This is a genomic window from Agrobacterium sp. CNPSo 3708 (assembly GCF_028674915.1).
In the GTDB taxonomy this organism is placed as follows: domain Bacteria; phylum Pseudomonadota; class Alphaproteobacteria; order Rhizobiales; family Rhizobiaceae; genus Agrobacterium; species Agrobacterium cavarae.
The window spans coordinates 374,616-389,356 of record NZ_JAQZSF010000005.1 but is presented as its reverse complement, the minus strand read 5'-3'; the positions used below and the strand labels follow the sequence as shown (position 1 = coordinate 389,356).

The following is a 14,741-nucleotide window of genomic DNA, read 5'->3' as shown; positions in this document are numbered from 1 at the left end:
CTCGTGGACACGCTTCTGCTCCATCTCGACGATGCCCTACATCTGCAACCGACCTTTGTCGATGCCGCACTTTCGGTGGGCGCGCATGAGGTTGACGAACGACGCTGTGGGAGCGCCGTTCGCCTTTGGAGCAGGAGAGAGTCGCTCGATCTTCTGAGACCCAGCATTTCACGCTCTGCCCGCCTGCGTTCGTGTCCTAGACTATGTTTCCTTGGATCGGGCGACTTTCACCACGTCTCGGCGTTACTGATCGCCGAAGTGGCAGAAGCCTTCGACGGACCTTTGACCGTCATCCATATCGACAACCACCCGGATTGGGTGAACTTCCACAATGGTGTTCATTGCGGCTCCTGGATCAACGAACTTGCGAAAAAAGCGAGTGTTCAAAAGATCATCACGCTCGGTGTCTGCAGTGAGGATTTGCAATCGCCTGAGCGTAAGGGCGCTAACCTCACGAATTTGGTCAACGGGAAGGTCGAACTCTATCCGTATGATCATCCACCGAGCCGCGTGAAACGCAACTATGGCGATTGCGCAAGCTACACTCAGTCAGGCGATCGTCTCGTCTGGAACACAATGAAGATGATGGGCTCGACAGCATTCAACGAATACCTGATCTCCAGGATTTTCACCTCCAACGTCTACATCACCATCGACAAAGATTCTCTCGCCTTGGATGACGCAATCACCAATTGGGATCAAGGCAAGTTGCGTCTCTCAACTCTCCTCAGGCTCTTGAGCGACATCGCCGCACGGCACCGCATCATCGGAGCGGATATAATCGGTGATTACTCGAAGCCCACCTACTCTGGCTCCCTCATCACGAGGCTGTTGAAGCAGGGTGAGATCTTGATTGACCAGCCACTGTGCGCCCCCGACGCCGCAATGACGCGGGACCGCAACACTGTCACCAATCTCACACTTCTAAGGTCTCTCTCGGAGATGATGAAATGACGGACGGGCTCAATAACACGATGCTCGCTCTGATCCTGTTTTGCGTGCTGACGGAGGCCGGCCGGGAAGTCTGCTTCAAACTTGCCTCCGCCAGAAGCGGTCGTAATGCGTACCTGAATCCTTGGACCTTAACCGGGATCGTCTTTTGGGGCACGGAACTGGTGGCATGGACATATGTCCTTGCCCACGTCCCTCTTTCCATTGCGTTCCCGCTGATGGCTTCAAGTTACGCGGTTGTCAGCGTCGCCAGCGCTTATCTCTTCAAGGAAAAGATTGGCCTGCGGCATTCTATAGGCGTTGCTCTCGTCTCTGGCGGCGTCATTTGCGTGGGAATATCAGGCCTATGACATATTCTTTCACTGCCTCACAAACACAGTTTTCCCGACCGATCACACGCCCTACCAGCGATGGAAAAGCCGAGACTTTCAGCCCTTTGAACGACGAGCTTTCATTTTTTGAAGAGGGCACGAACGGTAAGGCAATTCTTCTTGTGCATGGCATGAGCGGCGCGCCTGCCGAGATGAGACTGGTCGCAAGGCAATTCAATCGCATGGGCTACTCCGTGCTTGCTCCTTTGCTCGCTGGACACGGGCGCGGCGAGAAAGCGCTGCGTGGTTCACGCTTCGAAGACTGGCTGGAAAGCGTTGCAGCTGCAGCCGACTGGCTTTCGACCAGAAGCGACACAGTCTTCGGTGCGGGCATCTGTGTCGGCGGTAAGCTGACACTACTCGCGTCGCATATGAAATCCTCGCCCATTACGTCGGTCGCACTTTACTCGCCCTGCTTTCATTACGACGGGTGGAACGTCCCGCGCTACTACGCGATCCTGTCGCCGCATATCAGGTGGATCAGGCTCATACCCTTCGTTGATCGCCTTAATTTCAACGAAACGCCTTCGCTTGGCATAAAGGATGAGCGAATGCGGCGCATGATTTCCGGAATGGAGAGTGAAGGCATTCTTAGCCATTTCCCGGGCCGCGGCTTGGTGGAAATGGATCGCCTTGGCCATCACCTCAAAAAGCAATTGTCCGATATCGTTACGCCGTCGCTCATCATTCATTCGACGCAGGATGATCTTAGCGGTCCAGACCACGCTCGTTACATCGCCGCACGACTAGGCGGACCGAAGGCACTGCATTGGTTGAACGACAGCTATCACATGATCCACGTGGACAAAGAGCATCGCAAAGTAGCCAATCTTTCCACCAGATTTTTCGAGATGAACCATGCTTCTAGAAACGCGATTTGATATCGACCACGGCCCGAGGTTCAATGCGCAAAATCTCAAATTCGAGATGCATGAGACGCTTGCTACCATAAACAGAGGCGCGTGGGATGCCTGCTTTCAGTCTGACATAGAGCGGTACGATTATTTACTGGCGATTGAGCAATCGGAACTTGCCGGTTTTAATTGGAGGTATGCGACGGTTACCTACTGCGGAGTGATCGTCGCCGCCGCGCCAGTTTTCCTCTGCGATTACCATCTGGAAACAACACTGGAACGAGGCAGGCTCACTTCGTTGATCGAAAGCATCCGGACGAAGTTTCCGCCATTTTTGTCGCTCAAGCTTGCATGCATCGGGTCTCCCTGCACGGAATGCGCTGTCATTGGCATTCACCCCGCTGTACCTGGTTATAGCGAGGCTGATCTCATATCGCTGTTACTCCGTTGCTCGGAACGGTGGGCGCAAAAATCCGGGTACGGATTGTTTGCACTCAAAGACGTGCCAATGCCTCTTGAGCCCGAGTTGTTTGAAACAATTCAGTCGCAAGGCTTCGTTGCCATGTCGAGTCTGCCGACAGCGTGGCTGGCCATCGATTTTCCTGATATCGAGACCTATCTGTCCAGGCTGTCCAACTCGACTCGCAAAGACATGCGCCGCAAATGTCGTTCAGCAAGCGAGGTGTCTGTCGAGAGGGTCACCGATCTGGGCGACATGCTGCCTCGCTTTCTCGAGCTTTATCACGATACCCGCAACCGAAGCGAATGGCAGTTCGAAGAACTGACCTCCGCATACTTCGCTGGTGTCCTTTCGCGCTTGCGAGAAAATGCGTTCTGCACCGTCTATCGTGTCGGGGACGACATCCTCGCCTTTAACCTGCTTCTTCACGATGGTGATCGGCTGATCGACAAGTTCTTCTGCATGGATGCCGAGCGAGGCAGGCATTACAACCTCTATTATCTCAGCTGGTTTGAGAACTTGCGCTTCTGCCTTACGCATGGACTGAAAATATATCAAAGCGGCCAGGCATATTACCAGAACAAGCTGAGGCTTGGCAGCAAGCTCACCATGAACTCGATGTTCTTCAAGCACCAAAATCGCACTCTGCACACGCTATTGAGCTGGATTGCGCCGTTCTTCAGCGACAGCGGACTGGAAAAGCAATGAAGGATTTTCATACGCTGTGGCTCTCGATTCCGCTGTTAAACACGCTGCAGCAGATTTTTCTCAAGCAGAGCGCCCACAGTATGTCAGGTGACTTTGGTATCGTTTGGATCATGTCACTCGGCTCTTCCGCTTGGTTCATCCTCGCCATCATCGCAGAAATTGCCTGTTTCATTTTGTGGATGCGCGTGCTTGCGAAGACAGACTTGTCGAAGGCATTTACCCTCTCTGCCATCAGCTATGTTTTTGTACTTGCAAGCGCATGGTTATTCTACGCCGAGCCGATCTCCACCCTCCAATTGGGCGGCAGTGGGTTGATCATCCTTGGAGCCTGGTGCGTGTCGACGGCGCCGGAGGAACGTAGCGCGTCGGCGCCCTCGACCAAATCTGCACAGTGACTGCGCGAAATCTTACGCCGGCGATGATTTTAAAAGCCGGAATGCTTTCCAACGCATCAATCGTCAGAACGGCTTCGCCCAAAATAGGGTGACGGCAATTGTATTGGGTTTCGTATGCCTCATGGTTCAGAAATGAGTGGGATGCAGTTCGCACCCTTCAAGCAAGCGCCCACGGCCTGCGGTTTTATGCTGAAATCGCAGCACTGGATCCTCGTCTCTCTGCTTCTTTCTTCCTGTCATCAAGGATCGCTGAACCCGTCAGACATCGCTCAGACGGCATTGCCGGCGCAACCCCAAAGCCCTGCAGTGTGGATTGCGGAACCAATGAAACTGGAATGGTGGAAAGCACTGAACGACAAGCAACTCGACGCGATCGTATCGCGCGTTCAGCAATCGAATTTAACTCTCGTCCAAGCACGTGAGCGCAGAGCCGCTGCCTCCGCGATGGAGCGCAGCGCATCTTCCGCTTACCTACCCAATCTCGCGCTCTCAGGGTCTGCAACCGGATCGACCGGCAAGATCAACATTGACGACATCTCCCGCCGCCCCGCCCAGATCAATTTAGAGACCGGATGGGAAATCGCTCTGTTTGGTCAGAACGAATTGACCCAAAAAGCTGCTTCCTTGGAACGCAATATGGCTGCGGAAGATGTCGAGGCTGCAAAGCTGTCTGTCACGGCGGAGGCCGCAATCAGCTATGTACGATTGCGGGCACTGCAACAGCAACGCGGCAATCTCGATGGTCTCTCCTCAGCCTACGCGAAATCTAAAAATGTCGCTGCCGTCCGCTCAAAGAGTGGGCTCGGAAGCAGTCTCGATACGCAGGTCGCTACTGACGAGAGCAGAGCGATCGAACAACAGAAACATGGCCTCGACAACGCAATAGCCGGGGAAATACAGCGGATTGCTATCCTTCAGGGTTTGCCAGATGGCGATGGCGCTCTCGCGGCAAAAGCGTCTCAACCCCTTCCCGCCAGAGCTTTCGTCGCACAAGTTCCCGCTGAAGTGCTTCGACAACGACCTGACGTTCGACGAGCCGAATGGAACGTATTGAAGGCAGGAGCTGACGTGGGGCTAGCGACTGCCGATCTTTATCCAAAGCTTCACCTCTCTGGGGTGATTGGGTTTGGATCACCGGTTTCCGGGTCTCTTTTTGGCGTCATTGGCGGACCCTCGTTACAGATACCCATTTTCGACTACGGGAAAAGACACGACATCGTCGAGGCAAGAAAAGCGCAAATGCGAGAAGCGATTTCAGCATACCACCAAGCAATTCTGGTCGCTCACGGCGAAGCCTTATCCGCCTTGCGCGCCCTTTCCGTTGCGCGACAGGAAACGCTTCGTGCGAACGCTGCGCACGCCACTGCCAAGAAGTCTGTTGCCGCCGCTGAGCTTCTGGCTCGCCAGGGTTTGTCGGATCAGTCAGTTCTTGCGGCGCGCCAAATCCACGCCGCGGAGAACAGACGCCTCCTGATCGAGGCGATCAAAGATGAGGCTGAAGCGTTGGTCGCACTTGCGCGAGCCACGGGAGGAAATCTGACCTCAGCCGCCCAGGGCGCGAAGAACAACTCTGATCCGCAACGAAAGAGCCGGTCATGACGATATCCATCGCTCGTAAGACGTTGCTTCACGAGTGGCGCCGGTTTCTGCCCGCGGCGATCGCGATTGCATTTTCAGGGGTTCTGATGACGGTTCAGGGTGCGTTGTTGCTGGGCATCGTCGGCGCCAATGGCCTTTACGTCACGCAATCCACGGCGGCGTATTGGGTAGGCTTTCCCGGTACGCAGAGCGTTGACCTTGGACGAGCGATCCCAGCAAGCGCCGCGACAAGTCTCTACGCCCAGCCTGCAATTTCGCATGTCGAGCCGGTCCTTTTTGGGTCCGGTGACTGGAGAGGGATCAAAGGCGGTGGCGGTGTGAGCGTCACTGTCCTCGGTATCGAAACGGCAAATAATAGCGAAGCGCTCGCGCGCATTATTCCGCAGACGCTTCGCAACGAATTGATCGAACCAGGCAGCGTTCTCGTCGACATTGCAGACGCATCAAAACTGTCGACAAAAAAGGGCGGCGTCGCGGAAGTTAACGGGCGTGCAGTCCGGATCGTCGGTTATATCGATGGGCTGCGAGGCCTCGGAGGTGTCAACGTTGTTACGTCTCAGGAAACTGCGCGCAATCTTGATCATAGCCTCCCAAGTGACGGTGGCGCGACTTACTTCCTCTACGACCTCAAGACAGGCGCGAACGGCCCTGCCGTTCAGGCAAGTTTGAACAGTGCAACCGATATCCGTCGCTTCGAGGTATGGTCCGCGCAAGAGCTCGCCTCAATGACAACGATGTATATGCTGCTTGATTCAGGCGCGGGCATCGCCTTCATCTTTGCAACATTGATCGCCGTGATGATCGGTGCTGTTATTACAAGCCAGACCTTGATGGGAGCGGTAGCAGGAACTGTTCCGCAATACGCGACGCTGAGAGCGCTCGGGATACCTTTCGACCGGTTGAGGATCATCGTCGTCGAGCAGGCCGGGTGGGTCGCGTTCTTCGGCTTCGTCATCAGCCTTATTCTGAGCGCCGCAATCGCCTTGGCGGCAGCGATCTACCGTGTCCCGTTCGAATTGCGTTTCAGCATTGTAGCCGCGGCCTCGACGGTTGTGCTTCTTGTGGCAGCAGTCGCCTGTCTACTGGCGATACACCGCCTTCAGGATACAGATCCCGCCATGCTTTTGAGGTAAGCCATGCTGCCTGTCCTCAGCGCACGCCATCTTTGCAAGTCTTTCACCATCCACAATATCCGTATGCAGGCGCTGTCGGATGTCTCGGTGGATATTTTCGCCAGCGAATTTACGCTGATGATCGGCCCCTCTGGCTGCGGCAAGAGTACTCTTCTTTCGATCCTCAGCGGAATGACGAAAGCGGATGCCGGCTCGGTAAGCTCTGGCAGCCTCACGCTTTCCTCATTGAGCGACAAAGAACGAGACGAGTTTCGCTTGAAGAATTGCGGATTTGTCTTTCAGGGCTTCAACCTTTTTCCAGGGCTGAGCGCTGTCGAGCAGGTGCAGGTCCCCTTGGACTATATGTCGGTCCCTTCACCGGTGGCTCGCGAGCGCGCGGTTGAGGCGTTAGCCAGTGTGGGGCTATCGAAGAAAAGCCATCTTCGACCAGCGGAGATGTCCGGCGGCGAAAAGCAGCGCGTAGCGATTGCCAGAGCTATCGTCAAAAGGCCCGCAATCTTGTTCGCCGATGAACCGACAAGCGCTTTGGATAGCGAAAATGGTCGCAACATCGTCGCGATACTTCAGGATATCGCGAAAGAGTCTGGCTCGGCCGTGCTGTGCGTTTCTCACGATATGCGTCTGGTAAAACAGGCTGATCGGGTTCTCCAGATGGAGGACGGACGATTGCTAAGAGATGTACGTCCGGTCTCCGGCAAAAGCACCACAGGATCTTGAGGATATGAAGTTTCTACCCCGCGTCAAACGTCCCACCGTGACAACAATTTCCGCTGGTCTAATTGGTGTCGCGCTCCTCTATTTCACCGCGCTCTCTCCGAATGCCGAGGAAGATACTGACAGGCCAGAGCTTGTGGGACCCCCAATCATGGCTGCCGCACGGGGTGTGGTGGATATTCCCGGCGGCCTATTACGTGTCACTTCTCCCAGAGATGGATCGGTTGCGTCCCTCTTTGTGCACGAAGGTGATCAGGTCAGAGCGGGCGACATCCTGGCGACACTGGACTCCGAACAGGAGTCGCTAGCAGCCAAGATTGCCGCGGAAGAGGCGGTGCAGGCGCAGGAGCAGTACAAGCTGCTGCAAATGAAGATGAAGAACCTTTCACGCCAGGCGGATCGGGTTAAACGCGCTGCTGCCGGCAATGCTGTCTCAGACCAAGCTCTCGATGATGCGATATCGGCGCGAGACAGCCTCGGCTCTGAACTCAAAGTCGCGGCGTCCATTCTCGCTGCTTCGCAAATGCGGCGCGATATGGCGATCCGCGAAGTCGAGATTAGAACAATTAGGGCTCCCGTCGACGGCTTCATTGTTCGGCAAGGCATCAAAGTAGGCGAGTTTGCCACTGCGAGCGGGGCGACGGAGATGTTTACAATCTTGCCTGAAGGTCAAAAGATCATAAGGGCGGAGATCCCCGAACAATTTCTCGACAGCGTAAAACCGGGACTGCCAGTTGAAGTCCTTGCCGAAGACAGATCAGGTCAATCATATGAAGGCCGTATCAGCCGTGTCTCCCCGGTGTTAATGCAGTCGACTGGAACGCCCGGAGAACGCAACGACATTCGTACCGCAACCTCTACCGTTTTGGTGAGTCGTGATGCTCCTTTCCGGGTTGGTCAAAGAGTGATAATTCGCGTCTACGAGTAGCTTGTCTTCTTTGAAATCAACCCGTCGGAAGTGCTTTTGCCACCATTTTCGCTGCAAACAACGTGACGGTTTGGAGGAGTGAGGCGATCTGTACAATAAGCATGGCCAGCAGTGACCATGGTACGCATTCAAGCTCGATCTGCACGCTTTCTGGACGATTCCTTCACAAACCTGTGTTTTTTAAGGGCACACCGATTGAGGCGCGTTGACGTTTGTCACCTGCAAGTATGGGCGGCTCGCAGACGTACAATATTTAACGCTCTAAGCAGGTCACGGGGCCCCCGTGCCAGAGATCCTATACTATGAGATGAGATCATGCACGATCCAGACAACGATTTTGGAGACTATGAAAAGTCCGCGCAGTTGCACACCCCATGGAGACGGGTGATTGCACTGTTTCGCCCTCACCGTAAGGCCCTCCTGATTGTTCTCGGGCTAATTGCATTTGCCGGCATTGCAGGCGCAACAACTCCCTTCATGATGCGCGCCATCATCGACAGCGCGCTCCCTGCTCGCGATGCCACACTCCTAATCTGGCTCTGCGTAGGCCTCATCGGCGTTGCGGTTCTCTCCGCCATCACCGGTGTCCTTCAGGCCTATGTTTCGACACACATCGGCCAGCAGCTCATGCATGAACTCCGTGTCACCCTTTATGAACACCTCCAGTCACTATCCCTCGCCTTCTTTGCGACAGCCCGCACGGGAGAAGTGCAATCGCGTATGTCGAGCGATATTGCGGGCTTGCAGTCTCTGTTTACGACAACAGCGACTGATGTCGCTCGGAATGTGAGCGTTGTGCTCACCACCATCGTCGCTATGGTGTTGCTTGACTGGCGTCTTGCATTTGCCTCGCTTGCATTCATGCCCGTGCTGCTATGGCTGAATAACCGCGTCGCAGCGCTGCGCGAACGGCTGACTTTCCGGCAACAAGAGCGAATTGCCGATATGTCTGCGACGGTCACAGAGTCCCTTTCCGCCGGAGGCTTTATCCTTGCTCGCACAATGGGTCGGACGCGTCATCTCGTTCGGCTTTTCCGCGAAACCTCATCCGACGTCGCGCGTCTTGAACTCAAATCCCATACCGCCGGCCAGTGGGAAATCGCGATCATCATGTTCGCGCTCGACATTCTTCCCGCCGTGACCTTTCTGATAGGCGGACTGATGCTTGCTCAAGGTTTCGGCGTTTCGATCGGAACGTTGGTCGCACTGATCGCGCTACAGGAGCAATTGCTGTGGCCAATGCTCGAGTTATTCGAGGCGCGTGTCGAGCTGCGCAAGGCTAGAGCATTGTTAACCCGCGTCTTTAGTTATCTCGATACAAAACCTACGCTTTTCGAACCTGCGAAGCCAGCCGTTGTCGACGTTATAAGTGTTCGTGGTGAGATCGTCTTTAATAACGTCTCCTTCTCCTACCCTGCGGCAGGCCGGCCGACGCTCGATCGCATAAACTTACGCATCGAGGCCGGTAAGCATACGGCCATCGTTGGTTCGACGGGATCAGGAAAGAGCACATTAGGCTATCTTCTCGCACGCCTATACGACCCGGACAGTGGTCGAGTAACGCTGGATGGCGTTGATCTCAAGGATTTCAGCTTTGAATCCCTCTCGCACATATTGGGTGTTGTTACGCAGGACCCATTTCTGCTCAACGCCAGCATTGAAGAGAACCTCCGCTTCGCCAAGGCCGATGCATCCGTCAATGAAATCGAACAGGCCTTGGCGTAGGCGCAGTTGAGCGAAAAAGTCTCACAGCTTCCTAAGGGCATACTCACTGAGGTAGGTTAACGCGGTTACCAGTTTTCCGGCGGTGAGCGGCAGAGGCTGTCGCTCGCCCGCACCATCCTTCGCAACCCGAGGGTGCTTCTACTTGACGAGGCGACCAGCGCGCTTGATCCAGAAACCGAAAACGCATTGTCCGCCGCACTGGCGGCCAGCCGGGATCGGACCGTAGTTTCGATCGCTCATCGTCTGTCGACCATCCGTCACGCCGACCAGATCGTTGTGCTTGAAGAAGGACGCATTGTAGAAACTGGAACACACGATCAGCTGCTAAAAGCGGGTGGCCGCTACCACCAGTTGGCGACGATTGGCTAGCGCCGACAACGACTGTTTCAGCACACGGGTCAAGAATGACGCCGACATTACAAATGTGCACAGCACTGTTGCAGTGAACTAGCGAACAATGGCTGCAGACTTGGAACCTGCAGCCGACTTGCATACGCTACAGCCTCCATCGCCCGGAATTTGACATCTGACCCGCTTTCTCGACGCGTCTTTATTGATGAGGCGGCAGCGGCCATCATCTCTTTGAACTCACTCAGAGCGACGCCATCCGCGCGCATTACCGAGAGGATCATCGGATCCCTGTACATCTCAGCGAGGGTCATTTCTCCTGTCGTACTGGTCATAACAGTCTCCTTCCGACGAGTTCGAAATCCAGAAAGCGAGCCGTCACTTGACGATCTCGCGACATGGTGTTACCGGTAAGTAACAAATGAATAGTTACCGACCAGTCACACCCCTGTCAACCGTCCCTCAGGATAAAATCTAAGTCTCATGAAATCCCTCAAATCTGATCGCTTATCGGAAGAGAAAATCCCGCCTCGTGACAGGATCGTCTCGACGGCCTGTCAACTGTTTCGCGAACATGGGATACGCGGGATTGGCGTCGATGCCATTGCAGAGGCCGCAGCCACCAATAAGATGACCTTGTATCGACATTTCGGCTCCAAGGACGATCTGGTGTGCGAAGCGCTCAAACACAGTTCTCAAGCGCTTGATAACGCTTGGGAAGATCTTGAGGCAAAAAACCCAGGCGACCCGAGAGCTCAGCTTGCGGCGTGGGTGGAAGCACGTGCTCAGTGTCTGTCGAATGAGCCCTATGGATGCGATCTGACCAATGCCGCCGTGGAGTTAAAGGAGCAGGGTCACCCGGTACACGCGGTTATAGAATCCCTGAAGATGCAACAGCATTCCCGTCTTGCCGATCTTTGTCGTTCGACGGGTGTCAGCGATCCCGACCTTTTGGCTGACACACTTGCCATGCTTTTGGAAGGCGCGCGCGTCAGCAAGCTTGCGATCGGAAACGAAGGTCCCTCCATGCGGTTCACACGTGCGTGTGAAGCAGCGATGGCCTCGTTCGGCATCGCTGCCAAGGCTTCCTCCTGAGTTCAGCGAAGTCGCGAGGAAGCAGGATCGAGACCAACGAGATCGGCCGTTGATCGATGCTTGAGATCACTACTCTCGATTGGCGAGACTACCAGCACTTGACAACATTCCGCCCCTCGGTAGCACGGCCTTTCTTCGAAATGATCCAGAACCGAGAGCGGGAAACTATCAAGACATTATCAGACCGCCATCGACGTTGATGGTCTGACCAGTGATATAGGCAGCATCCTCCGAGGCCAGGAACGCCACCAGGGCCGCTACTTCTGCCGGTGTGCCGGCGCGGCGCATGGGAATGTTAGCGACCCATTCGGACATCAGTTCGCCGGGCTTATAGTCACCAAGCATTTTGCCCCAGACGCGATCGTTGTAATCCCACATTTCCGTATCGATGATGCCAGGGCAGATAGCGTTGACGGTAATACCCTCTGGGGCGAGCTCCTTGGCAAGGCTTTGGGTAAGGCCGACAACCCCGAACTTAGATGCGGCATAGTGCGGCGTGTAGATGAAGCCTTGTCGAGCCTGGCCAGAGGCGGTGTTGATGAGGCGACCCTTCGTTCCGCTCTGGCGAAAACGGCGGATAGCTTCCTGGCAGCAAAGAAATGCGCCCTTGGTATTGACCTCCATATTGAGGTCCCACTGATCCTCACTTAGATCCTCGACTTTGGAAATGGTGATGACGCCCGCATTTTGAACAGAGATGGAAAGGGCTCCCAGCGCGGTCTCCGCCGCCTCGTAAGCTTCACGAACCGCTGCGGCATCACGCACATCAAGCGTGACGCCAAAGGTTCGAAGGCCGGTTTCTTCGGCAAGCTTCGCCGCGACATCCGGAGTGTCCTTCTCTACAGCAGCGATGGCGACCTTTGCTCCTTCTTCAGCGAAGCGACGAGCAATGCCGTAACCGATACCCTTGTTGCCGCCACTGACAAAGACGGACTGACCTTCAAAACGTTTCATCTCTCCTCCTTATGAAACTTGGAACTCGCTATGGGCCGACCAGGCGTTCGGCGGTGAATTTGTCGGTGACCAGAACATCGATAACGCCGGTTCTGAGAGCGCCGGCAATGGCCTCGGTTTTCTTTGCCCCGCCAGCCAGCGCGATCACGCGATCAACATTGGCCAGATTTTCTAGCGGTAGTCCGATAACCCGGTCATCCAGCGGCGTCTTGACGGGCGTTCCGTCCTTGTCGAAGAAGCGCAACGAAATATCGCCGACAGCGCCTGCTTGAGACAGGTCCGCTAGCTCCTTATCGGAAAATATGTTGCCGGAGCGTGCCAGAAGCTCGGACGGCTCGACTGCGCCGACGCCAACGATTGCAAGCGTGATCGAGCCGAAGAGATCGATCGTATCGCGCACGAAAGGATCGGACAGCATCAAGAGCTTCGCTTCGCGAGAGCTTGCTACACCCGGGACAGCTAGAAGCTTCGGGTCGGCTTCCGTTAGCCGTGCAAGGCGAGTGGTAATCTGCGTTGCGTGGGTCTGTACCGATGGATCGCCCATGCCGCCAAGTGTCTGGACAATGTATTTGGCTTTCGCACCTTTCAACGGATGAATGTTTTCGACCATTTTGAAGATGGTTTGGCTCCAACTGGACACGCCGATAATTTCATTTTGCGAAAGGGTAACTTCCAGAAAATGCGCTGCCGCTTCGCCGATCCTCGCCATGATCGCCCCGTCACGGTCTTCGCTGCAATCGACGACGATGACTTCAGGCAAGTCGAAACGTTCACGAAGCTTCGTTTCCAGCTCGCTGAAGGTTCCGACAGGCGGTATGATGCTGGTGCGCACAATGCCTTCCGCCTCGGCGCGCTTCAACATGCGTGAAACAGTTGCCTGGGACAAGTGAAGATGTTCGGCAATCTCGGCCTGGCGCTTATGCTCGCTATAGTACATCTGCGCGACACGCGAGATCAGACGAAGTTCGTTTATCCTACCCATGGCACCCCCAATGAATTTTTATTCACTTGTAGCGGACGGGATTCTCAAGGTCGAGCGGGCAATGGCATCCTTCCACGTGGCGAGGTTGTCATTTTTGTTGGAAGTGACCGGAGCGATCTTGGTGCCGCTGGCATTGAGGCTGGCGACAGTCTGGAGGTCAGACCACATACCGAGCGCAAGCCCTGCGAGGTAGGCGGCACCCAGGGCAGAGGCCTCCGGCGCATCGCGCTGAATAATGGGATGATCCAGCATATCGGCTACGCATTGCATCAGAAAGCGGCTCTGGCTCGGACCGCCATCGACGAACAGACGGCCGAAACCTGTGGGCGACTGTGCACCCATCGTTGCGAAGACGTCGTAGACCTGAAACGCGATGGAGTCGGTTACAGCACGCGCCATCTGTGCGCGGCTTGTGGAGAAATTGATCTGGGAAAACAAAGCGCGGCAATCGGAATCCCAGTGAGGTGCGCCGAGGCCGACAAAGGCCGGCACGAAACCAGGCCCGCCCGGCGCGGCCGTCGAGGCCAATTCCACGAGCGTGGCGACATCCGGCAACCCTAGGATATCGGTCATCCATGGTAGCGAGGCGGCAGAGACCAGAATATTGCCTTCGAACGCGAAGGTCGGCGTGCCGCCAAGCTGCCAAGCTACCGTCGTGGTGATGCCCTGTTTGGGTGCAATGAAGTGCGGCAATGTGGTCATGACCGAGGATCCGGTACCAAAGGTCACCTTGCCATCGCCAGGATTGAATGCCCCGTGGCCGAAGAGCGCGGCGTGACTGTCGCCAATCGCCGCCAGAATAGGCGTCCCGTCTTTGATGCCAGGGACGTCTTTAGTCACGCCGAATTCGCCGCTACTATCACGAACATCCGGAAGGGCGTTAATGTCGACGCCGAAGAGCGTGCAGAGTTCGTCGCTCCAGACGAGCCGCTTGAGATCCAAGGCTTGGCTGCGGGCTGCGTTTGACGCGTCACAGGCATGGACCTGACCGCCAGTGAAGCAATGGATCAGCCAGCTATCGATAGTGCCGAGCCTGACCTTGCGAACTTTGGGCGCGCGGTCGAGCAACCATCGCATTTTGGCGCCGGGAAACATTGGGTCGATAGGAAGGCCCGTGAGCGCCATGACACGATCGGCGTGGCCACCTTGGATGAGATCCGCACATGCGGATGCGGTGCGGCGGCATTGCCAACTCAGGACGGGCCCGAGCGGATCACCTGTCACTGCATCCCAGATCGTTACGGATTCGCGCTGGTTGGAGATAGCGATTGCCTCCACGCACACAGTGACTGGCGCGGCTTTGAGGCAACCGTCGATAGCTTCTAAGACGGAGGACCAGATGCGTTTTGGGTCCTGCTCCACCCAGCCGGGCTGTGGATAAGCGATACCGACGGGTGCCGAGCCTCGCGAGAGGATCGCTCCTTCTTCCGAAACCAGAATTGCTTTGGAATTCGTAGTACCCTGATCGACAGACAAAATGGCGCGCATCGCTATGCTCTTTTCCCAGCAGATAGTGTTGGCGCG

At 55.6% G+C, this 14,741-nt stretch carries 15 protein-coding genes and 1 pseudogene; 11 read left to right on the top strand and 5 right to left on the bottom strand.

Features of this window, described 5'->3' with window-relative positions; genetic code table 11:
- Positions 1-3 precede the first annotated feature (3 nt).
- The 10 genes and pseudogenes from PVA19_RS13620 to PVA19_RS13575 all read left to right on the top strand — a co-directional run.
- On the top strand, positions 4-954 hold the full coding sequence (locus tag PVA19_RS13620; RefSeq protein ID WP_274102916.1) for an arginase family protein: 951 nt from the start codon (positions 4-6) through the stop codon (positions 952-954).
- Positions 951-1,301: a permease gene (locus PVA19_RS13615; protein WP_274102915.1), complete on the top strand. Its 351-nt coding sequence runs from the start codon at positions 951-953 to the stop codon at positions 1,299-1,301. Before PVA19_RS13620 ends, PVA19_RS13615 begins: the two co-directional genes overlap by 4 nt.
- Positions 1,298-2,203, top strand: a complete 906-nt coding sequence (locus tag PVA19_RS13610; protein ID WP_274102914.1) for an alpha/beta hydrolase — start codon at positions 1,298-1,300, stop codon at positions 2,201-2,203. The genes PVA19_RS13615 and PVA19_RS13610 overlap by 4 nt, the downstream gene beginning before the upstream one ends.
- Positions 2,181-3,344, top strand: a complete 1,164-nt coding sequence (locus PVA19_RS13605) for a GNAT family N-acetyltransferase (RefSeq protein WP_274102913.1) — start codon at positions 2,181-2,183, stop codon at positions 3,342-3,344. Before PVA19_RS13610 ends, PVA19_RS13605 begins: the two co-directional genes overlap by 23 nt.
- Positions 3,341-3,739, top strand: coding sequence for an EamA family transporter (locus PVA19_RS13600; RefSeq protein WP_274102912.1), 399 nt, complete (start codon positions 3,341-3,343; stop codon positions 3,737-3,739). Before PVA19_RS13605 ends, PVA19_RS13600 begins: the two co-directional genes overlap by 4 nt.
- Before the next feature lie 324 nt (positions 3,740-4,063).
- On the top strand, positions 4,064-5,338 hold the full coding sequence (locus PVA19_RS13595) for a TolC family protein (RefSeq protein ID WP_274102910.1): 1,275 nt from the start codon (positions 4,064-4,066) through the stop codon (positions 5,336-5,338).
- Positions 5,335-6,471: an FtsX-like permease family protein gene (locus PVA19_RS13590; protein ID WP_274102909.1), complete on the top strand. Its 1,137-nt coding sequence runs from the start codon at positions 5,335-5,337 to the stop codon at positions 6,469-6,471. The genes PVA19_RS13595 and PVA19_RS13590 overlap by 4 nt, the downstream gene beginning before the upstream one ends.
- A 3-nt stretch (positions 6,472-6,474) precedes the next feature.
- Positions 6,475-7,188: an ABC transporter ATP-binding protein gene (locus PVA19_RS13585; RefSeq protein WP_274102908.1), complete on the top strand. Its 714-nt coding sequence runs from the start codon at positions 6,475-6,477 to the stop codon at positions 7,186-7,188.
- A 4-nt stretch (positions 7,189-7,192) separates the two neighbouring features.
- A complete protein-coding gene (locus PVA19_RS13580; RefSeq protein ID WP_274102907.1) occupies positions 7,193-8,113 on the top strand; it encodes an efflux RND transporter periplasmic adaptor subunit in 921 nt (306 codons plus the stop codon).
- 315 nt (positions 8,114-8,428) lie between these two features.
- Positions 8,429-9,937, top strand: a pseudogene (locus tag PVA19_RS13575) (ABC transporter ATP-binding protein); the annotation flags it as partial.
- A 39-nt stretch (positions 9,938-9,976) separates the two neighbouring features.
- Here PVA19_RS13575 and PVA19_RS13570 read toward each other — a convergent pair.
- Together PVA19_RS13570 and PVA19_RS13565 are read right to left on the bottom strand one after the other, a co-directional pair.
- Positions 9,977-10,153, bottom strand: coding sequence for a hypothetical protein (locus tag PVA19_RS13570; protein WP_274102954.1), 177 nt, complete (start codon positions 10,151-10,153; stop codon positions 9,977-9,979).
- 101 nt (positions 10,154-10,254) lie between these two features.
- Entirely contained in the window at positions 10,255-10,521 is a 267-nt protein-coding gene (locus PVA19_RS13565; RefSeq protein ID WP_274102906.1) for a hypothetical protein, read from the bottom strand.
- A 148-nt stretch (positions 10,522-10,669) separates the two neighbouring features.
- Here PVA19_RS13565 and PVA19_RS13560 point away from each other — a divergent pair, with 148 nt between their 5' ends.
- Positions 10,670-11,281 (top strand): TetR/AcrR family transcriptional regulator, encoded by a 612-nt coding sequence (locus tag PVA19_RS13560; protein ID WP_274102905.1) that lies wholly within the window; start codon positions 10,670-10,672, stop codon positions 11,279-11,281.
- 168 nt (positions 11,282-11,449) lie between these two features.
- On the opposite strand, the gene PVA19_RS13555 is transcribed toward PVA19_RS13560, so the two are convergent.
- Genes PVA19_RS13555 through PVA19_RS13545 form a run of 3 tightly spaced genes read right to left on the bottom strand, consistent with a single transcriptional unit; the run spans position 11,450 to position 14,705 of the window.
- Positions 11,450-12,235, bottom strand: coding sequence for an SDR family oxidoreductase (locus PVA19_RS13555; protein WP_274102904.1), 786 nt, complete (start codon positions 12,233-12,235; stop codon positions 11,450-11,452).
- Positions 12,236-12,263: 28 nt separating this feature from the next.
- A complete protein-coding gene (locus PVA19_RS13550) occupies positions 12,264-13,217 on the bottom strand; it encodes a sugar-binding transcriptional regulator (protein ID WP_062426913.1) in 954 nt (317 codons plus the stop codon).
- A gap of 18 nt (positions 13,218-13,235) precedes the next feature.
- Entirely contained in the window at positions 13,236-14,705 is a 1,470-nt protein-coding gene (locus tag PVA19_RS13545) for an FGGY family carbohydrate kinase (RefSeq protein WP_274102903.1), read from the bottom strand.
- Positions 14,706-14,741 lie beyond the last annotated feature (36 nt).